Source organism: Streptomyces sp. NPDC015139 (genome assembly GCF_043079785.1).
Taxonomy (GTDB): domain Bacteria; phylum Actinomycetota; class Actinomycetes; order Streptomycetales; family Streptomycetaceae; genus Streptomyces; species Streptomyces albidocamelliae.
In genome coordinates, this window is record NZ_JBIBUW010000002.1 from 589,100 (window position 1) to 614,418 (window position 25,319).

Sequence of the window (25,319 nt, forward strand, 5' to 3'; positions counted from 1 at the left end):
AGCAGTTGAGGCACCTAGGGTCGATCACATGCCTCCCTTCCTCGCGTACGAGGACAAAGACCCCGGCGTGACGAACCGGGTACCCCTCGTCCTCGTCCACGGTCACCCCTTCGACCGCACGATGTGGGACCCGCAGCTCGCGGAGTTCGCCACCGGCCGCCGGGTGATCGCCCCCGACCTGCGCGGCTACGGCGCCTCCCCGGTGACCCCCGGCACGGTCCCGCTCTCCCGCCACGCCCAGGACCTCGCCGACCTGCTGGACCTGCTGCGCGTGGACACCTTCGTCCTCGCCGGGCTGTCCATGGGCGGCCAGATCGCCATGGAGTGCCACGCCCGCTTCGGCGACCGGATCCGCGGCCTGGTCCTCGCCGACACCTTCCCCGACGCGGAGACCCCCGAGGGCAGGCGGAACCGCGCGGCGACGGCCGAGCGGCTGCTGGCCGAGGGCATGCGCGGCTACGCCGACGAGGTCCTGGAGAAGATGGTCGCGCCCTACGCGCACCCCGACGTCAAGGCCCATGTGCACCGCATGATGGCGGCCACCCCGCCCGAGGGTGCGGCGGCCGCCCTGCGCGGCCGCGCCGAACGCCCGGACTACCGGGACCTGCTGACCGGGGTGCGCGTGCCCGCGCTGGTCGTGGTCGGCGCCGACGACACCTACACCCCCGTCTCCGACGCCGAGGCCATGCACGCCGCCCTGCCCGACTCCGTCCTGCACGTCGTCGAGGGCGCCGCCCACCTGCCCAATCTGGAGCGGCCCGAGGAGTTCAACCGGGTCCTCGGGGACTTCCTGGCGCGCCTGGACGGGTGATCGTAGGCTCACCGTCGTGACCCGACGCCCCGGACGCAGGCCCGGCGCCTGGTGCGCCGGACTGCTGCTGGCCGGCGTGAGCGCGGTCGTCGGCTGCCGCGTGGCCGACACGGACGGCGTCACGCCCGTGCCCCAGCTCCTCGCCTTCCTGCCCTGGCTGCTGCTGCCCACCGGCTTCGCCCTGCTCTGCGCGCTGCTCGCGCGCTGGTGGACGGGCCTGGTCTGGGGGATCGCCGTCCTCGGCCTGTTCGCCTGGTACCTGGAGCCGTACGGCCGCACCGCCGAACCCGCCGGACCGCCCCTCGCCGCGTTCCGCGTGCTCACCTCGAACGTCGAGTTCGGGCGCGGCACCCCCGCGCTCGTCCCGGTCATCCGCGACCGGCGGCCGGACGTGGTGTTCGTGCAGGAGTGCGCGTACCGGTGCCAGGCCACGCTGGAGGCCGCGTTCGCGGACACCTACCCGTACCGGCGGGCGGTGCGCGCGGCCGGCTCCCACGGCTCGCTGATCCTCAGCCGCTTCCCGCTCACCCCGGCCGCCGGCGTCGAGGGCACCATGGGCATGCCCGGCGCCGTCGCCGACGTGCGCGGTCACGCCGTACGCCTCCAGCTCGCCCACCCCATGCCCCCGTCGCCGCGGCAGCTCGGCCGGTGGCGCGGCGAACTCGGCAGGCTCCGCGCCTTCGCGGCCACCGGCACGGACCTCCCCACCGTCCTCGCCGGCGACTTCAACGCCTCCCAGGACCACGCGGCCTTCCGCCGCATCCTGGACACCGGCCTGGGCGACGCGGCCCGCCTCGACGGCCACGACCGCACACCCAGCTGGCCCTCGCGCACCGCCTCCGTCATCGGCGCCCAGATCGACCACGTCCTGATCTCCCGGGACTTCGCCGCGACCGGCGCCCGCTTCCTGCGCGTCACCGGCACCGACCACCGCGCCCTCGTCGTCGATCTCACGCTCCACCAGCGTCGATGAGCCGCGGCGCCCCCGCCCACCGGGACGCGGTCGCCATAATGTGTGCATGTCCCGAGAGTTCCCGATCGGCCTCACCCCTCCCGACTGGCTGGTCCGGAACCTCCAACCCCAGCAGGCCCCCGTCAACCGCGCCGCCGTCGCCCGCGCCGCACTCGCCATGGCCCTCCCCCTCGCGGCCGGCCTCGCCGCCGGCCGCCCGGAGTACGGCGCCCTCGCCTCCATGGGCGCCCTGTCCGGCGTCATCGGCGACACCGCCGACGCCTACCGCATGCGCATCCTCAACATCGCCGTACCGCAGCTCTTCGGCGCGGTGGGCGTCACCCTGGGCACGCTGGTGTACGGGCACGGCTGGTACGCGGTGGCCGTCGTCACCGCGGTCGCCCTGGTGTCCGGCATGATCTCGACGATCGGCGCGGTCGCCTCGGTCTCCGGCCTGCTGCTCCTGCTGAACTGCGTGGTGGGCGCCGGCCTCCCGCTGCCCTCCCCCTGGTGGCTGGCCCCGGTCCTGATGACCGGCGGCGGCCTCCTGGTCCTGCTGCTCGCCCTGCTGGCCTGGCCGTTGCGCTCGGGCGTGCCCGAACGGGCGGCGGTCGCCGACACCTACCGCACGGCCGCGGACCTCCTCGCCGTCTCCGGCACGGACCGCACCGAGGAGTACGACGAGGCCCGCCGCACCGTCACCCAGTCCCTCAACCAGTCCTACGACCTGATCCTGGCCCGGCGCGCCCGCCATCACGGCCGCAGCCCCGAACTGACCCGGATGCTGGCCCAGTTGAACGCGATCACCCCGGTGATCGAGGCGGCTCCCGCGGCGCACCTGGCGGGCCGGCCCCTCCCGCCGGAGACCGCGCGGGCGCTGCACCACCTGGCCCACGCCGTCGAGACGGGCCACACCGGCCCGGCAGCCCTCGACCTCCCGGTCCCGACCACCGAGACCGGCCGGGCGGTGGACCACGCCCTGCGCCACGCGGCCGACGTCGTGGCCGCGCCCGACGTCGACCCCCGCGGCATCGACGACCGCCTCGGCCGCCCCGCCGCCCTCGGCATCCGCACGGCCCGCGCCGCCCGCAACGTCGTCCTGTCGGCGAACTCCTGGCGCTACGGCCTGCGCCTCGCGCTGTGCATCGGCATCGCGCAGTCCCTCGTCTCCCTGGTCCCCGTCGCCCGCTCCTACTGGGTCGCCCTCACCATCACCTTCGTCCTCAAGCCGGACTTCGGCTCGGTCTTCTCCCGCGCCCTGCTGCGCGCCGTCGGCACGGTGGCCGGCCTGGTCGTCGCGGCGGTCGTCCTGGCGGCGGTGCCCGAGGGCTGGGGCGACGTCGCGGTCATGCTCGTCCTGGCGCCGCTGATCCCGGCGCTGACCCCGCGCGGTTACGGCTACCAGACGGCCGCCATCACCCCGGCGATCCTGCTGCTCTCCGACATCCTCAACCACCAGGGAACGGCCCTGCTGCTCCCGAGGCTCGCCGACTCGCTCCTCGGCTGCGCCATCGCGCTCGTCGCCGGCTACCTCCTGTGGCCGGAGAGCTGGCACACCCGCGTCGGCGACCGGCTCGCGGACGCGGTCGCGGACACGGCGGCCTACGTGGAGGGGGCGTTCGGCACGGACACCGAGCCGGCCGCCCGGGCCCGGATGCGCCGCCGCCTCTACCGGGACCTGTCCGTCATCCGCACCGAGTTCCAGCGGGCCCTGACCGAGCCCCCGCCGACCGGGCGGCGCGCCGCCGCGTGGTGGCCCCTGGTCGTCGCCGTCGAACGGATCGTGGACGCGACGACGGCGGCCCGCGTCCGCGTCCGGCACGGGGCCGCGGCGCCGTCCACGGGCGAGATCGCCCAGGTCACCCTGCAACTGCGGGAGCTTTCGAAAGGCGTTCGGAACGCGGAGACACTGGTCGCCGTCCGCACGGATCTCACCGGCCCCGCCGGCAGTGTCCTGGAGCCTCTGCGGCAGGAAGTCGCGGCGGCAAGGTCGATCGCGTCCCCCCACTGAGCGCTTCGCTAACCTTACGTGTCCGTCGTGGCCAGCGATCGACGGTTCAACTCACGCGAAGGGTTGCGAACATGGGCATTCTCACTCTCCTGCGGAACGCATTCGGCCGCTCACGCAAGGCACGAGCCACCGAGGCGGAGGGTGCGGAGCGACTTCCCACGCAGCCCCCGGCCACGGAGAGCCCGGCCGCGGAGCACACCGAGTCCGCCACACCCGAGGCCGAGGCGACGGCCCCGGCACCGGCCCCGAAGAAGCCGGAACCCGCCCCGGCGGCACCGGAAACCCCCGAGATCCCCGAGCCCCGCCAGGCCACGGACAGCGAGCACGACCTCGTGACGGCGGCCTTCAACAACATCAAGGTCCCCCGCCCGTCGGACCCGACGGACCCGACGGACGCGGAGACGGCTGCGCCGGAGGCGGACACAGAGGCCGAGGCTGCGGCTGCGGCTGCGGCTGCGGCTGCGGCTGACGCGAAGGCCAAGGCCGAGGCTGAGGCGGAAGCCCAGGCGAAGGCGGAGGCAGAGAAGAAGGCGAAGGCGGAAGCCGCGGCTGAGGCTGAAGCAAAGGCCAAGGCCGAGGCGGAGGCCAAGGCCGCGGCCGAGGCAAAGGCCGCCGAGGAGAAGGCGGCAGCCAAGGCCGAAGCGGACGCGAAGGCCGCCGAGGCGGCCAAGGCCGAAGCAGAGGCGAAGGCCGCTCAGGCGGCGGCGGAAGCGAAGGCCAAGGCGGAGGCCAAGGCCGCGGCAGAGGCGAAGGCCGCCGAGGAGAAGGCGGCAGCCAAGGCCGCGGCAGAGGCGAAGGCCGCCGAGGAGAAGGCAGCGGCCAAGGCGGAGCCGAAGGCGAACGCTGGCGAGGAGACCCCGGAGCCGGCGGCCGCCGACGGCGAGGTCGCCCCGCAGGAGGCACCCGCGGCCGACGACGAGAGCCGCACGGGTGGTGCGGGTGGGAACACGGACGCCGAAGGCGAAGCCGAGGCGACCCCGGCACCGACCCCGGCACCGGCACCGGCACCGGCATCAGCTCAGGCACCGACCCCCGCACCGCAGGTGACCGCCACCCCCCTCGCCAAGGTCAGGTCCACCGCCCCCGCCCTGGCCACCGCCTACAAGGCCGCCACCACCACCCTCAAGAAGACCGACCTCACCGGCACCCGAGCGAAGCTCTACCTCGTGCTGGACCGCTCGGCGAGCATGCGCCCGTACTACAAGGACGGCTCGGCCCAGGCCCTCGCCGACCAGACCCTCGCCCTCGCCGCCCACCTGGACCCCGCGTCCACGGTCCACGTCGTCTTCTTCTCCACGGAGGTGGACGGCACCACCGACCTCACCCTCACCCCCGGCCACGAGACGAAGATCGACGACACCCACGCCGGCCTCGGCCGCATGGGCCGTACCAGCTACCACGCCGCCGTCGAGGCCGTACTCGCCCACTACGAGAAGAACGAGGCCCCCGGCACCCCCGCCCTCGTCGTCTTCCAGACCGACGGCGCCCCGGACGCCAAGACCCCGGCCACCCAGTCCCTCACCGAGGCCGCGGAGAAGCACCCCACCGTGTTCTTCTCCTTCGTCGCCTTCGGTGAGCACGACAACAAGGCCTTCGACTACCTCCGCAGGCTGAAGACCGGCAACACGTCCTTCTTCCACGCCGGCCCCACCCCCCGCGAGCTCACCGACGGGGAGCTCTACGAGGGCGTACTCGCCGACTGGCGTCCGTGACGCACGGCCGCACCGGCTGACGGTCACCGGGCCGCCCCTTCCCACCCTGCAAAACGGGAAGCGGGCGGCCCACCCGTCTCGGCTACCATTTCAAGGTTCGTAAAACAACCCGACCTGGGAGCAGCCCGCGATGGCTCGACACCTCATCACCAGCGCCCTTCCGTACATCAACGGGATCAAGCACCTGGGCAACATGGTGGGGTCCATGCTCCCGGCGGACGTGTACTCCCGCTATCTGCGCCAGCGCGGCCACGACGTGCTGTACATCTGCGCCACCGACGAGCACGGCACCCCGGCCGAGCTGGCCGCCAAGGAGCGGGGCCTGCCGGTGGACGAGTTCTGCGCCCAGGCGCACGACGCGCAGAAGGCGGTCTACGACGGCTTCGCGCTGGCCTTCGACTACTTCGGCCGCAGCTCCTCCGCGGAGAACCGGGACATCACCCAGCACTTCGCCCGCCGCCTCAACGAGAACGGCTTCATCGAGGAGCGGGCGATCCGCCAGGTGTACAGCCCGGCCGACGGCCGCTTCCTGCCGGACCGCTACGTCGAGGGCACCTGCCCGCACTGCGGCTACGACAAGGCCCGCGGCGACCAGTGCGAGAACTGCACCCGCGTCCTGGACCCCACCGACCTGATCAACCCGCGCTCGGCGATCTCCGGCTCCACCGACCTGGAGGTCCGCGAGACCAAGCACCTCTTCCTGCTCCAGTCGAAGCTGCAGCACGAGGTCGAGGCGTGGGTGGCCCGGCACGAGGACGACTGGCCGCAGCTCGCCTCCTCCATCGCCCGCAAGTGGCTGAACGAGGGCCTGCACGACCGGGCGATCACCCGTGACCTGGACTGGGGCGTCCCGGTCCCGGCGGACACCTGGCCGGAGCTGGCGGCCGAGGGCAAGGTCTTCTACGTCTGGTTCGACGCCCCGATCGAGTACATCGGCGCGACGAAGGAGTGGGCGGACCAGGACCCGGAGAACCGCGACTGGAAGTCGTGGTGGTACGACGTCGACACCGACGTCCGCTACACGGAGTTCATGGCCAAGGACAACGTCCCCTTCCACACCGTGATGTTCCCGGCCACCGAGCTGGGCGTGCGCGAGCCGTGGAAGAAGGTCGACTACGTCAAGGCCTTCAACTGGCTGACGTACTACGGCGGCAAGTTCTCCACCTCGCAGAAGCGGGGCGTCTTCACCGACCAGGCCCTGGACATCCTGCCCGCGGACTACTGGCGGTACTTCCTGATCGCCAACGCCCCGGAGTCGGACGACTCGTCCTTCACCTGGGAGCACTTCACCGCCACGGTGAACAAGGACCTGGCCGACACCCTCGGCAACTTCGTCAACCGGGTGCTGTCCTTCTCCCGCAAGCGCTTCGGCGACGACGTCCCGGCGGGCGGCGCACCGGGCGAGGCGGAGGCGAAGCTGGGCGAGGAGATCGCGAAGCTCCTCGCCGAGTACGAGTCGCACATGGAGTCCCTCCAGTTCCGCAAGGCGGCCGCCGCCCTGCGTGCCCTGTGGTCGGCCGGCAACTCCTACCTGGAGGAGAAGGCCCCCTGGCTGGAGATCAAGACCGACAAGGACGGCGCGGCCCTCACCCTGCGCACCGCCATGAACCTGATCCACCTCTACGCGGTGGTCTCCGAGCCGTTCATCCCGGCCACCTCGGCGGCGATGCGCGGCGCCTTCGCGCTGACGGACGACACCGCGACCTGGGTCACCGCCGACGAGGCGAAGTCCCTGGCCGCGGTTCCGGCCGGCACCCCGTTCACGGTCCCGCCGGTGCTGTTCGCCAAGCTCACCGAGGAGGACCTGGCGACGTACAAGGAGCGCTTCGGCGGCGAGGAAGGCTGACCCCCGACGACGTGACGTGCTCGCCCGCCGGCCGACGCCGGCGCGGCGAGCACGCGCGTTTCCGCGGCCGGCCCGTTCAGGCCGCGTGCCCGAGCACGAGCGCCCCGACCACCGGTGCGGCGTAGACGAGCGGGAACGGGATGTGCGCGTACCACCGCGCCCGCGCCACGGTGATCGCCGCCCCGGCGAAGTAGGCCACCAGGCAGACCCCGGCCAGGACTCCGACGACCGGGACGAACAGCCCGGCCACCAGCCCCGCGGCGCCGGCGGCCTTGGCCAGCCCCAGCCACGTCCACCACGACTTCGGCACCCGGTAGTCCTCGAGCGCCTTCACGATCCACTGGGCCCGCATCAGCAGCACGGTCCCGGAGAAACCCGCCATGAGGGCGGCTACCAGGGTCACGACGACGGCGGCGACATGCATGAGAGGCTCCTGCGGGGGTCGGTTTCCGATGGGCGAACACCCCTCTGACACCGCCGGCGGGCCCGGTGTGACAGCGAGCGGAGATTTTTTTCTGGCAGAGTACGCATGCCGTGAACCTCTCCGAACCTCACCGTCGGCTCCTCGCGGACGTCGTCACGGCGGGCGGCCCCTACGGGCTGGTGCTCGCCGGTGGACACGCCCTCCAGGCGCACGGTCTGCTGCATCGCCCGCACGCCAACCTCGACTTCGCCACGGAGAGTCCCGAGGCCCTGGACCGGATCGCCGGTGCCGTCGGCGCGGCGCTGGAGGCCAGGGGCCGGCAGGTGCGTCCCGGTCCGGCGGGCGTGCGCACCGCCCAGCTGACCGTCACCGACCCGCCCACCGGCGAATCCTGTGCCCTCGCGCTGCACAAGGAGGCCTTCTGGCAGCCGCCGGAGCTCACCGGCCACGGCCCGGCCCTCTCCGTCGAGGACGCCGTGGGCACGAAGATCCGCGCGCTGTACGACCGGGGCGCCGCCGTCGACCTCATCGACGCCCGTGCCGCCGCCACCCGCTTCTCCCTGCCCGGCCTGGAGGAACTGGGCCGTCGGCACGCCCACGACCCCTTCGACCTGTCCACCCTGCAGTCCCGGCTGACCGGCACGGACTTCTACGCGGACCGGGAGTTCCTGCGGTACGGCCTGACGGAACCGGACATCGCGGACCTGCGTGCCTGGGCCCAGCACTGGTCGGACGACATCGCCGAGCGGCTGCTGGAGGACGGTGCCAGTTGGGACGAGGAGCCCGAGCCCGGCACCGACGACTGAGAGCCCGCACCCGCGTCCCTCCCGGGCTCCCCTGCCGGACCAAGAGCGTTCAAAGGACTGGTAAAGTCCGCTCACTTGGCGAGGGCGGGGGCCCTCGCGGGGAGGGAATCGCACGTGGGCAGACACGCCCCGAGACGGCGCGGCATAGCCGCGGCCGTCTCCTCGTTCGCGGTCGCCGTGGCGGCCGTATCCGTCGCCGTTCTCCCGGAGAGCGGCGCCTCGGCCGATCCGGCCGCCCCGGCGGCCGGTACCACCGAGATCACGCTGACCGACCCCGCCTCCACGCAGCCGCGCAGCGACCAGCCGCTGGTCGCCGGGCCGAGCGGCTTCCTGCACCGGCAGAGCGGGATCACCGGGTTCCTGTGGACGGACTACACCGACGGCACCACCGTCACCGTCCGCACCGCCGACGGCGTGTACACACCCGCGCCCGGCGGCAGCTGCGCGACTCTGGGCTCGACCCTCTGCCCGACGGCCTGGTACGGCACCGACGGCGACCTGGTCGCCCTGCCGTCGGCCGGGTCCGTGGCCCTGTGGGACCCGGCGACCCGGACCACGTCGGAGTTCACCTCCGACCAGCCCTACCGGGGGCTCGCCGGGCGGACCGTGGTCACCGAGAAGGCGCTGTACGACCGCGTGGACGGCGCCTGGCGGTCCCGGGCCGTCACCCCGGCCGACACAAGGGTCACCTCGGGCATGATCACCGCGGCGGACGCGCACGGCGTGCTGTTCCGGGTCGCCACGGACCTGTACTACCTCGATCTCGACACGGCCGTCGCCACCAAGGCGTTCTCCGGTTCGGGCTCCCGTCCGGTCACCGTGCTGGGCGACGACCGGTTCGGCTGGTACGAGCCCGGCTCCGGCGACCTGCACCTCAAGCCGCGCACCGACCCGGGCGCGGACGAGCAGGTGATCGACCTGCCGTCGCCCGGTGCCGTGCTCGACGGCGCCCCGGTCCTCGTCGGCGACCGGCTGCTGCTGCCGCGCCACACCGGTACCGGCACCAGTGAGCTGACCGCCGTCTCCCTGCACGACGGCACCTCGCAGACCCTGCTCGCCGAGGCGGGCAAGTACCTGGTCCGCGCCGCCGGCGGCTCCGCCCTCGTCACCGGCGGCACCGAGGCCGGCGACTGGTGGGTCCGGCGGGCCACCCAGGCCGCGGACGGCACGATCGCCCTGGAGAAGCTGACGCAGGTCCCGGCCGTGGAGAACGCCAAGACGGGTCTCGCGCTCAGCCGGGGCAGTCTGCGCATCGCCGAGGACGACCCGAAGAGCACCATGGACACCACCTCGCTGCGCACGCTCGCCACGAACGGTGGTACCGCGCTGACCGCCTCCGCGCCGCAGGCCGGGGACCGGATCGCTCCGGTCTGCCCGTACGCGGGCGCCGACTGCTCGACGCTCTGGGGCAACACCGGCGACGAGCCGGACGACGTCTTCCTCACCACGTTCTACGACGGCGACGACGGCGGCACCGGGCTCGGCGACGCGGACCGGCTGGTCGCGATGAACGACGGCTCGTCCGACCGCACCCTGGAGTTCCGCACCGAGGGCGGCACGATCGTCGACGTCTCCGACGACTACGCGGTCTACAACTCCGGCGGCGCCTCCCCGGCGCAGTACGTCGGCGAGTTCGGGCAGGGCCAGCAGCTGAAGCGGTCGGTGCGCGCCGCCGCGCTGAACGGCTCGACCCTGTGGAGCGCCGCCACCACCGGCAAGCTCTCCTCGTACAGCCTGACCGAGCACCGCGCCCTGGCCACGGTCACCGTGCCCGGTCTCGGCTGTGTGCCGAGCGAGCTGCAGGCGGCGGGCCGCTGGGTGTACTGGGCGTGCGGCAACGGCTCCGCCGGTGTGTACGACACCAAGGCCGCCACCTCTCGCGCCGTGACCGGCGGTGACGTGCTGCTCGGCGACGGCTTCACGGTCCGCCACGACCACGACGCCGACACCCTGGTGCTGACGGACGCGGCCACCGGCGCCGTCCGGGTGCTCGCCGGCGAGGTCGCCGACACCGGTCTCGCCGCGGACCGCCGCTTCAAGTGGACCGTGGACGAGTACACGGGCCTGGTCGCCTGGACCGACCCGTACGAGCGGACGCACCTCGCCACCACCGGCGTCGCGCCGTCGGCCGTGACGTCCTTCGAGACCGAGACGGAGAGCTACGTGCAGCCGGGCTCGACGCCGTACTGGACGCAGGTGCTGCTGTCCCGCCCGGTCACGTCCTGGTCCCTGTCGTTCACCTCGGTGCAGAGCGGCCCGGCCGGCAAGGCCACCCGCACCTTCACCGGCGGGGCGACCCGGGCCCGGGTGTCGGTGAGCTGGAACGGCAAGGCGGCGGACGGCACCCCGTTCCCGAACGGCGCGTACACCTGGTCCCTCAAGGCGACCGGAATCGGCACGAGCGGACCGGCGACGGCCGCCTCGGGCACGGGCTTCCTCGGCCACGGGTCGGCCGTGCGCCACGACTTCGGCAGCCTGGACGGTCCGGACGGCCGGGGCGACCTGCTCACCCTGAACTCCTCGGGCGGCCTCACCTTCCAGGTCGGCACCGGCACCGGGAAGTTCAACAGCAAGATCAGCGGCAGCGGCTGGGCCACGAGCGTCCGGGCGATCCCCTTCGGCGACCTCAGCGGCGACCGCTGCAACGACGTCCTCGTCCGGCTGAGCAGCGGCGCCCTGCGCCTGTACAAGCCGGGCTGCGGCAAGGCGGTCACCCCGAAGACGTCGTACACCACCCTCGCGAGCAGCGGCTGGACCCAGTACGACCTGCTGACCTCGCCCGGTGACGTGAGCGGCGACGGGCGCCCGGACCTGGTCACCCGCACCGCCTCCACCGGCACCGTCCACCTCCACAAGGGCACGAGCACCGGCAAGTTCGCGGCCCGCGTGAAGCTGTACGACGACTGGAGGGGCTACAAGAAGGTCATCGGCGCCGGCGACCTGAACGGCGACGGCATCGGCGACCTCCTCGCCCAGGACAAGGCGAACACCCTCTACCGGTACGACGGCAGGGGCAACGGCACCTTCGCGGCACGCGTGAAGCTGTTCACCGCCTGGGGCGGCTCGTACAACGCGGTCGTCGGCGTCGGCGACATCACCGACGACGGGAGGGCGGACCTGGTCTCCCGCGACACCGGCGGGAACCTGTACCGCAACAACGGCGACGGCAAGGGCTCCTTCGGCGCCCGCACGAAGATCGCGACGGGCTGGGGCGGCTACAAGTCCCTGTCCTGAGCGCGGATGCGACGGGAAGGGCCCGGAACCGATCCCGGTTCCGGGCCCTTCCCGTTCTGCTCGCCGTCGACCGGCCCGCCGCTACTTCGGCTGCGGCTTGCGGATGTCCAGGTGCAGCTCGCGCAGGCGGGACTCGTCCAGCTCGGTCGGGGCGCCCATCATCAGGTCCTGGGCGTTGCCGTTGAGCGGGAAGGAGATCGTCTCGCGGATGTTGGGCTCGTCCGCGAGGAGCATGACGATGCGGTCCACGCCGGGGGCGATGCCGCCGTGCGGCGGGGCGCCGAAGCGGAAGGCGCGGAGCATGCCCGCGAACTTCTCCTCGACGGTCTCGCGGTCGTAGCCCGCGATCTCGAAGGCCTTCAGCATGATGTCCGGCTCGTGGTTCCGGATCGCGCCGGAGGACAGCTCGACGCCGTTGCAGACGATGTCGTACTGCCAGCCGAGGATGTCCAGCGGGTCCTGGGTCTCCAGGGCCTCCAGGCCGCCCTGCGGCATCGAGAACGGGTTGTGGGAGAAGTCGATCCCGCCGGTCTCCTCGTCCTTCTCGTACATCGGGAAGTCGACGATCCAGCAGAAGCGGAAGACGCCCTCCTCGAAGTGGCCGGCGCGCTTGGCGGCCTCCACCCGGACGGCACCCATGATCTTGGAGACCTCGTCGTACTCGCCCGCGCCGAAGAAGACGGCGTGGCCGGGGGCCAGGGAGAGGCGCTTGGTCAGCTCGGCGACGTTCGCCTCGGTGAGGAACTTCGCGATCGGGCCGGAGAGCGTGCCGTCCTCGGCCACACGCACCCAGGCCAGGCCCTTGGCGCCCTGCTCGACGGCGAACTCACCGAGCTGGTCGAAGAACTTGCGGGGCTGCGCGGAGACGTCCGGCACCGGCAGGGCACGCACGTGCTTGCCCGCGAACGCCTTGAACTCCGAGCCCTCGAAGACATCGGTGATGTCCACCAGCTCCAGCTTGGCGCGCAGGTCCGGCTTGTCGGAGCCGTACTTCGCCATCGCCTCGCGGAACGGGATACGCGGGAAGGGAGAGGTGACGTGGCGGCCGCCGCCGAACTCCTCGAAGAGCTCCGTCATGAGCTTCTCGATGGGCTGGAAGACGTCCTCCTGCTCGACGAAGGACATCTCCACGTCGAGCTGGTAGAACTCGCCCGGCGAGCGGTCGGCGCGGGCGTCCTCGTCGCGGAAGCAGGGCGCGATCTGGAAGTAGCGGTCGAAGCCGGAGATCATCAGCAGCTGCTTGAACTGCTGCGGGGCCTGCGGCAGCGCGTAGAACTTGCCCGGGTGCACACGGGAGGGGACCACGTAGTCGCGGGCGCCCTCGGGCGAGGTGGCGGACAGGATCGGCGTCGCCATCTCGTTGAAGCCCATGGCGACCATCTTGTGGCGGATCGCGGAGATCACGGCCGTGCGCAGCATGATGTTGCGGTGCATGCGCTCGCGGCGCAGGTCCAGGAAGCGGTACTCCAGGCGCCGCTCCTCGTTGACCCCGTCCTCGGCGTTGATCGTGAAGGGCAGCGGGGCGGCCGCGCCGAGCAGCTCGACCTCGGCGACCTCGACCTCGATCTCACCCGTGGGCAGGTCGGAGTTCACGTTCTCGGTTCCACGTGAAACAACCTGGCCGTCGACGCGGACCGTGGACTCCTTGGACATCTTGTCCAGGGCCTCGTACGCCGGGGTGCCGGGGCGGGCGACCAACTGGGTGATGCCGTAGTGGTCGCGCAGATCGATGAAGAGGATGCCGCCCAGGTCGCGCCGATTGTGCAGCCAGCCACTCAGCCGGACGTCGGTGCCGACGTCAGAGGCGCGGAGCTGGCCGCAGGTGTGGGACCTGTACCGATGCATCGTCGTTCATCGTCCTTCGTGGTGGGGTTCTCTCCTGCCGGCCTCGCGGACCGGCGGGAACGGGCACGGGGCCCGGACCCGTCAAGGGTACCGGGCACCCCAAGATCGGCTCCCCACCATTACGGCCCACGGGTCCGCGGTACCGGGGCCGGTGCCGGCCCCCGGCGGCGGGCATCGGCGGCCCACGGTGGCATCTATCGATCGGATCTTCTTAAAGTGGGTCAATGCGCACTGGCGAGCCCCTGCCGTCCGTGGGCGACGTCCTCGCCGCCCTCGCGACCGGTCTGTGGCACTGGGACACCGCCACCGGCCTGGTCAGCGTGGACGCGGAGGCGGCGCGGCTGCTCGGCCTGCCTCCCGAGTCCGCCACCCTCACCGAGGCCCAGACCCGGGCCCGGCTGCACCCGGTCGACTGGAACGAGATCACCGGTGTGGTCCAGCTCGCGGCGGCCGAGGGCACCCTCGCCGAGGTGCGCATCCGGATCATGGACCCGCGGGGGAACGTCCTGCGGGTCGTCCGCAGCCGCTCCAAGCCGTCCTTCGACCCCGAACGGCGGGCGTACGAGCTCATCGGCACCCTCCAGGAGGTGACCGAGCCGACCCCCGGCACGGCGGCCGGGCGCAGCACGGTCACCGGGGACTGGCGGCGCTCGCGGGAGGCGTTCCTGCTGGACGCCGGCCGGGCGCTGGCGGAGGCGCGCTCCACGGCCGAGGTGCTGCGGGTGGCGGGCGCCCTGTCGATGCCGGGGTTCTCCCCGGACGGGCTCGTGGTGTTCGGGGTGGAGGGCGACCGGCTGACGATCATCGGCCACCACGGGCACCAGCCGGGCGACATCCGGCCCTTCTCCGACATGCCGCTCGCCGCGGACTACCCGGCGGCGGAGGTGGTGCGCTCCGGACGCGCCGTGTACGTGGCCTCGCCGGAGCAGTACGAGAGCCGCTACCCGGCGATCTGGCCCTACGTCGAGCGCTTCGGCCGCCACTCCTGGGCGTTCCTGCCGCTGACGGTGGCCGGACGCACGATGGGCGCCTGGATGGCGGCGTTCACCTATCCGGTGGCCTTCACCCCGGACGAGCGCGCCGTACTGACGACGGTGGCGCGGATGCTCGCGCAGGCGCTGTCCCGGGCCGGCGCCGCGGAGTCCGAGCGGGAGCTGACCGAGGGCCTGCAGCGCTCCATGCTGCCGACGCTGGGCCCGGAGATCCCCGGGATGCGAGTGGCCGCCCGCTACATCCCGACCGGCGGCGGACTGCAGGTCGGCGGCGACTGGTACGACATGATCCCGCTGCCCTCGGGCCGTTTCGCGCTGGTCATCGGGGATGTGCAGGGGCACGACGTACGGGCGGCGGGGCTGATGGGCCAGCTGCGGATCGCCCTGCGCGCGTACGCCTCGGAGGGGCACCGTCCGGACGCCGTCCTCTCCCGCGCCTCCCGTTTCCTGCACGGCATCACGCACGACTCCCGGGACGAGAACCTGGCCGACCTCCGCTTCGCGACCTGCGTGTACGTGGAGGCCGACCCGGCGACCGGAATGCTGGAGATCGCCCGCGCCGGGCACCCGGACCCGGCGATCCGGATGGCCGACGGCACGGTGATGATGCGGCCGACGGTGGGCGGGCTGCCGCTGGGCATCGATCCGGACGCGGACTACCCGACGACCCGTTTCGCGCTGGAACCCGGCGAGACGATGATGCTCTGCACCGACGGCCTGATCGAGACCGGCGGCCACGACATGGCGAGCGGCTGGCGGCGGCTCCGGGCGGTCCTGGAGGACCACGACGGTGATGCGGAGACGCTGGCCGACGCACTCGTGCAGGCGGTGCACGGTCCGTCGTCGCACCACACCACCGGGCCGCTGGCGGACCGCCGCGAGGACGACATCGCCCTGGTGCTGCTGTGCCGGGCCGGGGAGGGCCACGACTGCGTCGACACCGGGACGGCGCGGCCCGCGGTGCGGCGCACGCTGCTGTCGGTGGCGCAGGACGAACCCGAGCGGATCGCCGAGGCCCGCCAGCACCTGCGGGAGCTGCTGCACGACTGGGCCTCGGCGGAGCAGGTCGACTCGGCGGTCCTGCTGGTCTCCGAGATGGTCACGAACGTCCTCGTCCACACCGACGCCGACGCGCTGCTGCTCGCCGAGGTGGCCGGTGCGGACGGCCGGCGGCTGCGGGTGGAGGTCACCGACGCGGGGGACGACCTCCCCCATCGGCGCCGCCCCGGCGAACTGGCCTCCTCGGGCCGCGGCCTGATGCTGATCGAGCTCCTCGCCGACACCTGGGGAGTCGACCCGCGGGGCCGGGGCAAGAGCATCTGGTTCGAGCTCTACGAGTCGGCCGGGACGGGGGACGAGGGCTTGGCCGCGCCGGTCGTTCCGGTCGAATCCGCGGCGCCCGACCGGGCGGACGGGTACGACGACGAAGCCCTCTAGGGGCCCGGCCTTGAGAACCGGCTGGACAGGCCGGGCAAGGAGCCCGCGCGGGCCGGTCCGGAGCGGGCCGGTGCCCGAGCCGACCGCCGGGGGGGGGCCGCCCGGGCCGGTGGTCTAGGAGGCCGGCCGGTCCGGCGGGGTGCTCGGGGACGGACCGGGAGGCGGGGCCGACGGGGTGCCGGAGGGTTCGGCCGGACGGTCCTCGCCGGAGGCAGCCGTGTCCTGCGGGCCCTGGCCGCCGTGGCGGTCCCTCAGCTCCTGGGCGACCGAGAAGGCCGCGGCGGTCAGCGGGACGGAGAGCAGCATGCCGAGGATGCCCGCGACGGAGGCGCCGGCGGTGATGGCCAGCAGCACCGCCGCCGGGTGCATCTGCACGGTCCGGCTCTGGATGACCGGCTGGAGCACGTGCCCCTCCAGCACCTGCACCGCCACCACCACCCCGAGCGCCCACAGCGCGGTGACGAATCCCCGGTCGGCCAGGGCGACCAGCACGGCCACCGCGCCGGAGATGAAGGCGCCGAGGTAGGGGATGTAGGCGCCGACGAAGACGAGCGCGCCGAGCCCCACCGCGCCGGGCACCTGGAGGATCAGCAGGCCCACGGTGATGCAGACGGCGTCGATGAGGGCGATGAGCGTGGTCCCGCGCATGAACCCCTCGACCGCGCGGAAGGCCCGCCGGGCCATGGCCTCGACGGTGCCGGAGGCGCCGCCGGGCACCACGGAGCGCAGGGCGTTCAGGACCCGGTCGGCGTCACGCAGGAAGAAGAAGACGAGCAGCAGCGCGAGCACCGCCATGGCCATGCTCTCGCCGACCACGCTGACCCCGCTGATGACGCCGGAAGCGGCCGTCCCGCCGAACTTGCCCAGCAGCTCGCGCGAATGGACGGCGAGATCGTCGAGCCCGGTGCCGGCGGCGCCGAAGTGCCGGGCGACCGACTTGGCGGCGAGCCGGAGCGAGACGAGGATCTGCTCGCCGCTGTCGATGAGCGCGGCGACGACGATGTACACGGCACCGCCGACGACGGCGACGACCGCGACGCACGTGAGCCCGGCCGCCAGCGACCGCTGCACCCCGGTCCGCACGAGCCGCCGGTACAGCGGCCTCAGCAGCGCGGTGCCGAGCAGCGCGAGCAGCACCGGCGTGACGGCCGTACGGAACTCGCCGCACAGCCGTACCCCCACCCAGCCCACCCCGGCGGCGAGCAGCAGCACGGCGCACCAGGCGGCGAACCGGCGGACGGGGTCGGGCAGCAGCGACACACCCCCAGCGGATCATGGTCGCCGATGGCTGTCCTGCCGCGCGGGGCCGGGCGGGTGAGCGCTCGCGGCGCCGCACGTGCGGATGGCCGCGCGGGTTTCCGTCAGACCCGCGCGGCCACCGTCCCCCGGGCCCGAGGGCCGCTCAGCGCCGGGCCCGGGGGGTGCTTCCGTCAGGCCTGCGGGCCGCTCTCCGTCATGCCGTGCACGGCGGGGACCGTGCCCAGACGGCCCTTCTGGAAGTCCTCGAAGGCCTGCATCAGCTCGTCCTTGGTGTTCATGACGAACGGGCCGTAGTGGGCCATCGGCTCGCGGATCGGCTGTCCGCCCAGCAGCACGACCTCCAGGTCCGGCGTGTGGGAGTCCTGCTTCTCGTCCGCGCGGACGGTCAGCGAGGAGCCCGCGCCGAAGACGGCGGTCTGGCCCAGGTGGATCGGCCGGCGCTCGGCGCCGACGCTGCCGCGGCCCGCCATGACGTACGCCAGGCCGTTGAAGTCCTCGCGCCAGGGCAGGGTGATCTCGGCACCCGGCGCCAGGGTCGCGTGGATCATCGTGATCGGCGTGTGCGTGACGCCCGGGCCCTCGTGGCCGTCCAGCTCGCCGGCGATGACGCGGAGCAGCGCGCCACCGTCGGGCGAGGTGAGCAGCTGGACGTTGCGGCCGCGGATGTCCTGGTAGCGCGGGGCCATCATCTTGTCCTTGGCCGGGAGGTTCACCCACAGCTGGAGGCCGTGGAAGAGGCCGCCGGACACGACGAGGGCCTCCGGCGGGGCCTCGATGTGCAGCAGGCCCGAGCCGGCGGTCATCCACTGCGTGTCGCCGTTGGTGATGGTGCCGCCACCACCCTGCGAGTCCTGGTGGTCGAAGATGCCGTCGATGATGTAGGTGACGGTCTCGAAGCCGCGGTGCGGGTGCCAGGGGGTGCCCTTGGGCTCGCCCGGCGCGTACTCCACCTCGCCCATCTGGTCCATCATGATGAACGGGTCGAGGTGGCGGTAGTTGATCCCGGCGAACGCGCGGCGCACCGGGAAGCCCTCGCCCTCGAAACCGCTCGGAGCGGTCGTGACGGTGAGCACGGGGCGTGCCACGGCGTCGGCGGGAGCGGTCACGCGGGGCAGCGTCAACGGGTTCTCGACGGTCACTGCAGGCATGGTGGGACCTCCTTGGTACGCCCACTTTAGTTGAGCGTTGAACTTCTTGTCACCCCCAACAGAGCGGGCCCGGAGGGAATTCCCTCCGGGCCCGCCACGGGGTCTGAACGGTTCAGACGCCGCCGTACATGCGGCGCATGGCGAATTCGACCATCTGCTCGACCGCCTTGGCGTCGAACACCATCCGGTGCTCGCCCTCCATGTCCAGAACGAACCCGTAGCCGGTGGGCAGCAGATCGATCACCTCGGCGCCGGTGATCACGAAGTACTTGGACTCCTTGCCCGCGTATCGCCGCAGCTCCTTGAGGGAGGTGAACATCGGGATCACCGGCTGCTGGGTGTTGTGCAGGGCCAGGAAGCCGGGGGTGTCACCACGCGGGCAGTACACCTTCGACGTGGCGAAGATCTGCTGGAAGTCCTCGGCGGCCATCGAGCCCGTGGTGAAGGCGCGCACCGCGTCCGCGAGCGAGGGCGGCGACGGCTCGGGATAGAGCGGCGGCTGCTGGCCGTACCCCCCGACACCGCCCGGCATCTGCTGCTGCGGCGGCACGTACCCCTGCTGCGCGGCGCCACCGTCCATGGGCTGGCCGTATCCGTACATGCGCGCAAGAGTACCGAGCGCGGGCGGCGCCGGCCGCCCCCTTCCCCCCACCGGAGAAAACCGGCCGGTCACCCGCCTTCCGCCGGAATACCGGAGCGGCCGGAAGGGCTGCACATGTGGAGGGTGGAGTAGACCCTTCTCACACTTGGCAGGGCAGGGGTTGCTTCTTATTACCGACGGGTAGCATCATCGTAGCTACTTGTTGGTACGTGAACCAGATGCGAGGAGTCAGTGCCTCGCCGATCCCTCAACGGAGCAGTCGCCATGGGGCACTACAAGTCGAATCTCCGCGACATCGAGTTCAACCTCTTCGAAGTACTGGGGCGCGACAAGGTGTACGGCACCGGCCCGTTCGAGGAGATGGACGTCGAGACCGCCAAGAGCGTCCTGGAGGAGCTGACCCGCCTCTCCGAGAACGAGCTGGCCGAGTCCTTCGCCGACGCCGACCGCAACCCGCCGGTCTTCGACCCGGAGACCAACACCGCGCCGGTCCCGGCGTCCTTCAAGAAGAGCTACAAGGCCTTCATGGACTCGGAGTACTGGCGGCTCGGCCTGCCCGAGGAGATCGGCGGCACCACCTCGCCCCGCTCCCTGATCTGGGCCTACGCCGAGCTGATCCTGGGCGCCAACCCGGCCGTCTGGATGTACTCCTCGGGCCCCGCGTTCGCCGGCATCCTCTTCGAGGAGGGCAACGAGGTCCAGAAGCACATCGCCAAGGTCGCCGTGGACAAGCAGTGGGGCTCCACGATGGTGCTCACCGAGCCCGACGCGGGCTCCGACGTGGGCGCCGGCCGCACCAAGGCGATCCAGCAGGAGGACGGCTCCTGGCACATCGAGGGCGTGAAGCGCTTCATCACCTCCGGTGAGCACGACATGGAGGAGAACATCCTCCACTACGTCCTCGCCCGCCCCGAGGGCGCCGGCCCCGGCACCAAGGGCCTGTCCCTCTTCCTCGTCCCGAAGTACCTCTTCGACTTCGAGACCGGCGAGCTGGGCGAGCGCAACGGCGCCTACGCCACCAACGTCGAGCACAAGATGGGTCTCAAGGCCTCCAACACGTGCGAGATGACCTTCGGCGACAAGCACCCCGCCAAGGGCTGGCTGATCGGCGACAAGCACGACGGCATCCGCCAGATGTTCCGCATCATCGAGTTCGCCCGCATGATGGTCGGCACGAAGGCGATCTCCACGCTCTCCACCGGCTACCTCAACGCGCTGGAGTACGCCAAGGAGCGCGTCCAGGGCCCGGACCTGGCCGACTTCATGGACAAGACGGCGCCCAAGGTCACCATCACGCACCACCCCGACGTGCGCCGCTCGCTGATGACGCAGAAGGCGTACGCGGAGGGCATGCGCGCCCTCGTGCTCCACACCGCCTCCGTCCAGGACGCCATCCAGCTCAAGGAGGCCAACGGCGAGGACGCCTCGGCCGAGGAGGCGCTGAACGACCTGCTCCTGCCCATCGTCAAGGGCTACGGCTCCGAGAAGGGCTACGAGCAGCTCGCCCAGTCGCTGCAGACCTTCGGCGGCTCCGGCTTCCTCCAGGAGTACCCGATCGAGCAGTACATCCGGGACTCCAAGATCGACACCCTCTACGAGGGCACCACGGCGATCCAGGGCCAGGACTTCTTCTTCCGGAAGATCGTCCGCAACCAGGGCGCCGCGCTGAACTCCCTCGCCGAGGACATCAAGAAGTTCCTGGCGCTCGGCACCGGCGGCGAGGACCTGTCCGGCGCCCGCGAGCACCTCGCCAAGGCGGCCGTGGAGCTGGAGGCGATCGTCGGCCTCATGCTGACCGACCTCGCCGCCACCGAGCAGGACACCAAGAACATCTACAAGGTGGGCCTGAACACCACCCGCCTGCTCATGGCCTCCGGTGACGTCGTCGTCGGCTACCTGCTGCTCAGGGGCGCCGCGATCGCCGCCGAGAAGCTCGCCACCGCCTCGGCGAAGGACAAGGCGTTCTACACCGGCAAGATCGCCGCGGCGAAGTTCTTCGCGGCGAACGTCCTGCCGGGCGTCACCCTCGCCCGCAAGATCGCCGCCGGTGTCGAGCTCGACCTCATGGAGCTGGACGAGGCCGCGTTCTAGACCCGGCGAGGCCGCGTCCTCCGGCCGGCGAGACCGCCTTCCGGACCGGTCGGGACCCGCTCCCGACCGGCCGGGGCCGCGTTACCGACGTTCCGGACGACCCCGTCGATACCCCGCACGGGCCCGCTCCCCATTCCCGGGAGCGGGCCCGTGCACGTCGTTAAGGTGAACCCATGAGCGCACCAGCCCGCTTCGACCGCGGCCACACCGACGACCTGATGTCCTTCCTGGCGGCAAGCCCCTCGCCGTACCACGCCGTGGCGAACACCGCCGAGCGGCTGGAGAAGGCGGGCTTCCGTCAGGTCGCCGAGACGGACGCCTGGGACGGGACGAGCGGCGGCAAGTACCTGCTGCGCGGCGGCGCTATCGTGGCCTGGTTCGTGCCCGAGGGCGCCGCACCGCACACTCCCTTCCACATCATCGGCGCGCACACCGACTCCCCGAACCTGCGGATCAAGCCGCGCCCGGACAGCGGGGCGCAGGGCTGGCGTCAGGTGGCCGTGGAGATCTACGGCGGTCCGCTGCTGAACTCCTGGCTGGACCGGGACCTCGGCCTGGCCGGCCGGCTCACCCTGCGCGACGGCTCCACCGTCCTGGTCGACGTCGACCGGCCGCTCCTGCGGGTCCCCCAGCTCGCCATCCACCTGGACCGCACGGTCGGCACCGACGGGCTCAAGCTCGACAAGCAGCGGCACCTCCAGCCGGTCTGGGGCCTCGGCGACGACGTCCTGGACGGCGACCTGATCGCCTTCCTGGAGCAGGAGGCCGGGCTGGATGCGGGCTCGGTGACCGGCTGGGACCTGATGACGTACCCGGTGGAGCCGCCCGCCTACCTGGGCCGCGACCGGGAGCTGGTGGCCGGCCCGCGCATGGACAACCTGCTGTCCGTGCACGCCGGCGTCGCCGCCCTGGTCGCCGCCGCGACCTCCGGGGCCGAGCTCACCCGCATCCCCGTGCTGGCCGCCTTCGACCACGAGGAGAACGGCTCCCAGTCCGACACCGGCGCGGACGGCCCGCTGCTGGGCACGGCCCTGGAGCGCTCGGTGTTCGCGCGCGGCGGATCGTACGAGGACCGGGCGCGCGCCTTCGCCGGCACGGTCTGCCTGTCCTCCGACACGGGGCACGCCGTCCACCCCAACTACGCCGAGCGGCACGACCCGACGCACCACCCGCGGGTCAACGGCGGCCCCATCCTCAAGGTCAACGTCAACAACCGCTACGCCACGGACGGTTCGGGCCGCGCGGTGTTCGCCGCCGCCTGCGAACGGGCCGACGTCCCGTTCCAGTCCTTCGTCTCCAACAACTCCATGCCGTGCGGCACCACCATCGGACCCATCACCGCGGCCCGGCACGGGATCCGCACGGTCGACATCGGCGTGGCGATCCTCTCCATGCACAGCGTCCGCGAACTCTGCGGCGCCGACGACCCGTTCCTCCTGGCGAACGCCCTGACCGCGTTCCTGGAGGGCTGACCGCCGGACCGCGCCTCCGGACCCCCTCGTACGCCTGAGTTCTCGTCACCGTCCGTGGTGGGCATGCCCCAAGCCGCGCCGGGTACCCGGTTGCCACCGGAGATTCCGGAACCGAAAAGGGGAGGCGACTTCTCATGGGGCTCGGAGGATGCATCATCCTCATCGCCGTGGGGGCCATCCTCACGTTCGCGACCGACTGGCAGATGCACGGCGTCAACCTCACCATCGTCGGAGTGATCCTGATGGCCGTCGGCCTGATCGGCGTCGCCACGTTCAGCGGAATCGCCCGGCGCCGCAGGGTGGTCGTGCCCCCGACGACGCCGGTGGTGGAGGAGGAACCCCTGCACCACCGCCGCGCCGACGGGTACACCGAGGGCTACCGCGACGGGTACGGCGTATAGCTCCCGCCGCCGCCGTCCACCCGCGGGTGACATCCCGCCCGCGGGTGAGAGGCACGGTCAGGGACAACTGACACGGGTGTCACCGGAGTCGGTGGTGCAGGTGTCGAAACCCGTACCGCCGTCCGCCGTGTCGTTGCGGGCCACCCCGTCGGTGGTGACCAGGCGGTCGTTGCCGGACGAGCCGGTCAGGGTGTCGTTGCCCGGACCGCCGTACAGCGTGTCGTCGCCGAGGCCGCCGTCGGCGTAGTCGTCGCCGAAGTCGCCGTGGACGGTGTCCCGGCCGCCGCCCGCGCGGACGACGTCGTTACCGCCCAGAGCACAGATCACGTCGTCGCCACCCGTGCCGGTGAGGGTGTCGGACCCGCTGGTGCCGACGATCGTGCAGCCACGGGCGTTGCCCACGCCCGTGGTCGCCGCGGCCGTGTTGTCCGCCGGTGCCGGGTCGGTCTGCGTGGCGGTCACCGTGGCGGCGTTCCTGAGCGTGCCGGTCGTCCGCGGCTCGGCGACCACCGTCACGGTGGCACTCGCGCCCGGGGCGAGCGAACCCAGCGAGCAGGTGGCACCGGTGGCCGAGGTGAGGGTGCAACCGCCCTGGCCGGCGGTGGCCGACACCACGGTCGCCTGCACTCCCGACAGCGCGTCGCCGAGCGTGACGCCGGAAGCGGACCCCGGGGACGCGGCGGAGTTGGTCACGCGCACGGTGTACGTGGCCCGGTCCCCCAGATCGACCGAGGACGGGCCCGTCGTGGTGACGGAGAGGTTCGCGCCGGCCGGAGGCGGCGGGGTGCCGGCCCCGCCCAGGAAGCGGGCCAGGGCGAAGTCGGTGTTCGGGCCGCCCTGTCCGGCGGCCACGATCCTGCCGTCGGACTGGAGCGCCACCCCGTGCGCCACATCGCTCCCGCCGAAGCCCGCGGTCGCCCGGCCTCCGGACCCGAAGCCGCCGTCCAGGCCGCCGTCGGGGTTGTACCGCAGCACGGCGAACCCTCCGCCGGACCGGCCGCCCGCGGTGACGATCCTCCCGTCGCCCGGCTGCACGACCACGTCCTCGGCGAACGCGCCGGTCGTGAGGACCCTGCCGTCCCCGTCGAACCCCGTGTCCAGGGTGCCGTTCGTGTGGTACCGGGCCATCGCCAGCCTGTCGTCGCTGTGGCCCGCCGCGACGATCCTGCCGTCGGGCTGGACCGCCAGACCCTCCACGGACTCGTAGGCACCGAAGTCGGTGCGTTCGATGCCGTCACCGCCGAAACCGGTGTCGAGACTGCCGTCGGCGTTGTACCGGATCACGACGAAGTCGAAGCGGGTCGTCCCCACCTCGCCCCCGACGACGATCTTTCCGTCCGGTTGCAGTGCCAGGGCCCGCAGGTCGCCGCCCTCCTCCAGGGAGGGTGACAGCGCGGTGGTCACCATGCCGTCGCCGTCGAAGCTCCTGTCCAGGCTGCCGTCCGGGTTGTACCGCGCCACGGCGGCACGGCCGCCGACATAGCCGGCGGCGACGATCCTGCCGTCGGGCCGCACCGCGACGTCCATGGCCTCCTCGGGGCGGCCGAAATCGGTGAACACGAAGCCGTCGCCGTCGAAGCTCCTGTCCGGACTGCCGTCCGGGTTGTAGCGGGCCACCACGAACCAGCAGCAGTCCTCGTAGTCCCGCCAGGCGCTCCCGACCACGACGATCTTGCCGTCGGGCTGCACGGCCACGCCGCGCGCCTGGTCGTCCAGCCCTTCGGGACCCAGCGGGGTGGTCACCGTCCCGTCGGCGCCGAAACCGGTGTCCGGCGTGCCGTCGGGAAGGTGCCGCGTCAGCGCGAAGTCGCCGTCGTGCGAGCCGACGGAGACGATCCTGCCGTCGGACTGCAACGCCACGTCGTTGGCCTGGTCGAGGCCGCCGAGATCGGTGAGGACCCTGCCGTCACCGCTGAAGGAGGGGTCCAGGTCCCCCCGCGCCGCGACCGCGGTACCGGGCAGGGTGAGCAGGAGTGCCAGCACGCTGCCGGCCACGGTCGCGGACCGCGCCGTGAGAGACCGGCGGCGCTTCTCGCGGAACCGGCGCCACGCCGATCGCACATGAGGGGTGAGCATGCGAAACAGCGTTCCGGCACTCGCACACGGGTCCGGCCGCCACGAGCCGGGTTGCGCCCATCGGACGCGGAGATCCATCCCGGCGGGTGAGCCGGCCCTCGCACGGCCGGCTCCCGGACCGGGCCGCCGGGGCCCGTCGTCCGGATCACGCCCGCGTCGCAGGGCGCTCGGGTCGGCCGGCAGGGCACCGTGAGCCGGGC

17 protein-coding genes are annotated in these 25,319 nt (G+C 72.4%); 11 read left to right on the top strand and 6 right to left on the bottom strand.

Going from position 1 to position 25,319, the window contains the following annotated elements; all coding sequences use genetic code 11:
• Nucleotides 1-28 precede the first annotated feature (28 nt).
• From ACF08B_RS07240 to metG, 5 genes are all read left to right on the top strand, one after another.
• A complete protein-coding gene (locus tag ACF08B_RS07240) occupies nucleotides 29-811 on the top strand; it encodes an alpha/beta fold hydrolase (RefSeq protein WP_392316466.1) in 783 nt (260 codons plus the stop codon).
• 16 nt (nucleotides 812-827) lie between these two features.
• Nucleotides 828-1,784, top strand: coding sequence for an endonuclease/exonuclease/phosphatase family protein (locus ACF08B_RS07245; RefSeq protein WP_392316467.1), 957 nt, complete (start codon nucleotides 828-830; stop codon nucleotides 1,782-1,784).
• 46 nt (nucleotides 1,785-1,830) lie between these two features.
• The gene (locus ACF08B_RS07250) at nucleotides 1,831-3,774 is read left to right on the top strand and encodes an FUSC family protein (protein WP_392316468.1); all 1,944 of its coding nucleotides are present in this window, start codon (nucleotides 1,831-1,833) and stop codon (nucleotides 3,772-3,774) included.
• Between the two features lie 71 nt (nucleotides 3,775-3,845).
• Nucleotides 3,846-5,486 (top strand): VWA domain-containing protein, encoded by a 1,641-nt coding sequence (locus ACF08B_RS07255; RefSeq protein ID WP_392316469.1) that lies wholly within the window; start codon nucleotides 3,846-3,848, stop codon nucleotides 5,484-5,486.
• A gap of 130 nt (nucleotides 5,487-5,616) precedes the next feature.
• The gene (metG, locus tag ACF08B_RS07260; protein WP_392316470.1) at nucleotides 5,617-7,332 is read left to right on the top strand and encodes a methionine--tRNA ligase; all 1,716 of its coding nucleotides are present in this window, start codon (nucleotides 5,617-5,619) and stop codon (nucleotides 7,330-7,332) included.
• Between the two features lie 76 nt (nucleotides 7,333-7,408).
• Here metG and ACF08B_RS07265 read toward each other — a convergent pair whose 3' ends face one another.
• Complete coding sequence (locus tag ACF08B_RS07265) at nucleotides 7,409-7,756, bottom strand: DoxX family protein (RefSeq protein WP_392316471.1); 348 nt, start codon at nucleotides 7,754-7,756, stop codon at nucleotides 7,409-7,411.
• 110 nt (nucleotides 7,757-7,866) lie between these two features.
• Here ACF08B_RS07265 and ACF08B_RS07270 point away from each other — a divergent pair, with 110 nt between their 5' ends.
• Entirely contained in the window at nucleotides 7,867-8,562 is a 696-nt protein-coding gene (locus ACF08B_RS07270; protein WP_392316472.1) for a nucleotidyl transferase AbiEii/AbiGii toxin family protein, read from the top strand.
• 114 nt (nucleotides 8,563-8,676) lie between these two features.
• Nucleotides 8,677-11,796: an FG-GAP-like repeat-containing protein gene (locus tag ACF08B_RS07275; protein WP_392316473.1), complete on the top strand. Its 3,120-nt coding sequence runs from the start codon at nucleotides 8,677-8,679 to the stop codon at nucleotides 11,794-11,796.
• A gap of 81 nt (nucleotides 11,797-11,877) precedes the next feature.
• On the opposite strand, the gene aspS is transcribed toward ACF08B_RS07275, so the two are convergent.
• Nucleotides 11,878-13,641: an aspartate--tRNA ligase gene (gene aspS, locus ACF08B_RS07280; RefSeq protein ID WP_392316474.1), complete on the bottom strand. Its 1,764-nt coding sequence runs from the start codon at nucleotides 13,639-13,641 to the stop codon at nucleotides 11,878-11,880.
• A 224-nt stretch (nucleotides 13,642-13,865) separates the two neighbouring features.
• Between aspS and ACF08B_RS07285 the strand changes: the two genes are divergently transcribed.
• A complete protein-coding gene (locus ACF08B_RS07285) occupies nucleotides 13,866-16,070 on the top strand; it encodes a SpoIIE family protein phosphatase (RefSeq protein WP_392316475.1) in 2,205 nt (734 codons plus the stop codon).
• Between the two features lie 114 nt (nucleotides 16,071-16,184).
• Here ACF08B_RS07285 and ACF08B_RS07290 read toward each other — a convergent pair whose 3' ends face one another.
• The 3 genes from ACF08B_RS07290 to ACF08B_RS07300 all read right to left on the bottom strand — a co-directional run bounded on the left by ACF08B_RS07290 (nucleotide 16,185) and on the right by ACF08B_RS07300 (nucleotide 19,079).
• Nucleotides 16,185-17,330, bottom strand: coding sequence for an AI-2E family transporter (locus ACF08B_RS07290; RefSeq protein WP_392316476.1), 1,146 nt, complete (start codon nucleotides 17,328-17,330; stop codon nucleotides 16,185-16,187).
• A 170-nt stretch (nucleotides 17,331-17,500) separates the two neighbouring features.
• A complete protein-coding gene (locus ACF08B_RS07295) occupies nucleotides 17,501-18,478 on the bottom strand; it encodes a pirin family protein (protein ID WP_093476167.1) in 978 nt (325 codons plus the stop codon).
• A gap of 112 nt (nucleotides 18,479-18,590) precedes the next feature.
• Nucleotides 18,591-19,079, bottom strand: a complete 489-nt coding sequence (locus ACF08B_RS07300; protein ID WP_073887538.1) for an SseB family protein — start codon at nucleotides 19,077-19,079, stop codon at nucleotides 18,591-18,593.
• A 264-nt stretch (nucleotides 19,080-19,343) separates the two neighbouring features.
• On the opposite strand from ACF08B_RS07300, the gene ACF08B_RS07305 reads away from it, so the two are divergent.
• The 3 genes from ACF08B_RS07305 to ACF08B_RS07315 all read left to right on the top strand — a co-directional run bounded on the left by ACF08B_RS07305 (nucleotide 19,344) and on the right by ACF08B_RS07315 (nucleotide 23,043).
• Nucleotides 19,344-21,170 carry an acyl-CoA dehydrogenase gene (locus ACF08B_RS07305; protein WP_392316477.1) on the top strand — a complete coding sequence of 609 codons (1,827 nt, stop codon included), beginning with the start codon at nucleotides 19,344-19,346 and terminating at the stop codon, nucleotides 21,168-21,170.
• Nucleotides 21,171-21,343: 173 nt separating this feature from the next.
• Nucleotides 21,344-22,642 (top strand): M18 family aminopeptidase, encoded by a 1,299-nt coding sequence (locus ACF08B_RS07310; RefSeq protein ID WP_392316478.1) that lies wholly within the window; start codon nucleotides 21,344-21,346, stop codon nucleotides 22,640-22,642.
• A gap of 134 nt (nucleotides 22,643-22,776) precedes the next feature.
• On the top strand, nucleotides 22,777-23,043 hold the full coding sequence (locus ACF08B_RS07315; protein WP_073887509.1) for a DUF6458 family protein: 267 nt from the start codon (nucleotides 22,777-22,779) through the stop codon (nucleotides 23,041-23,043).
• A 57-nt stretch (nucleotides 23,044-23,100) separates the two neighbouring features.
• Here ACF08B_RS07315 and ACF08B_RS07320 read toward each other — a convergent pair whose 3' ends face one another.
• On the bottom strand, nucleotides 23,101-25,119 hold the full coding sequence (locus ACF08B_RS07320) for a calcium-binding protein (RefSeq protein ID WP_392316479.1): 2,019 nt from the start codon (nucleotides 25,117-25,119) through the stop codon (nucleotides 23,101-23,103).
• Nucleotides 25,120-25,319 lie beyond the last annotated feature (200 nt).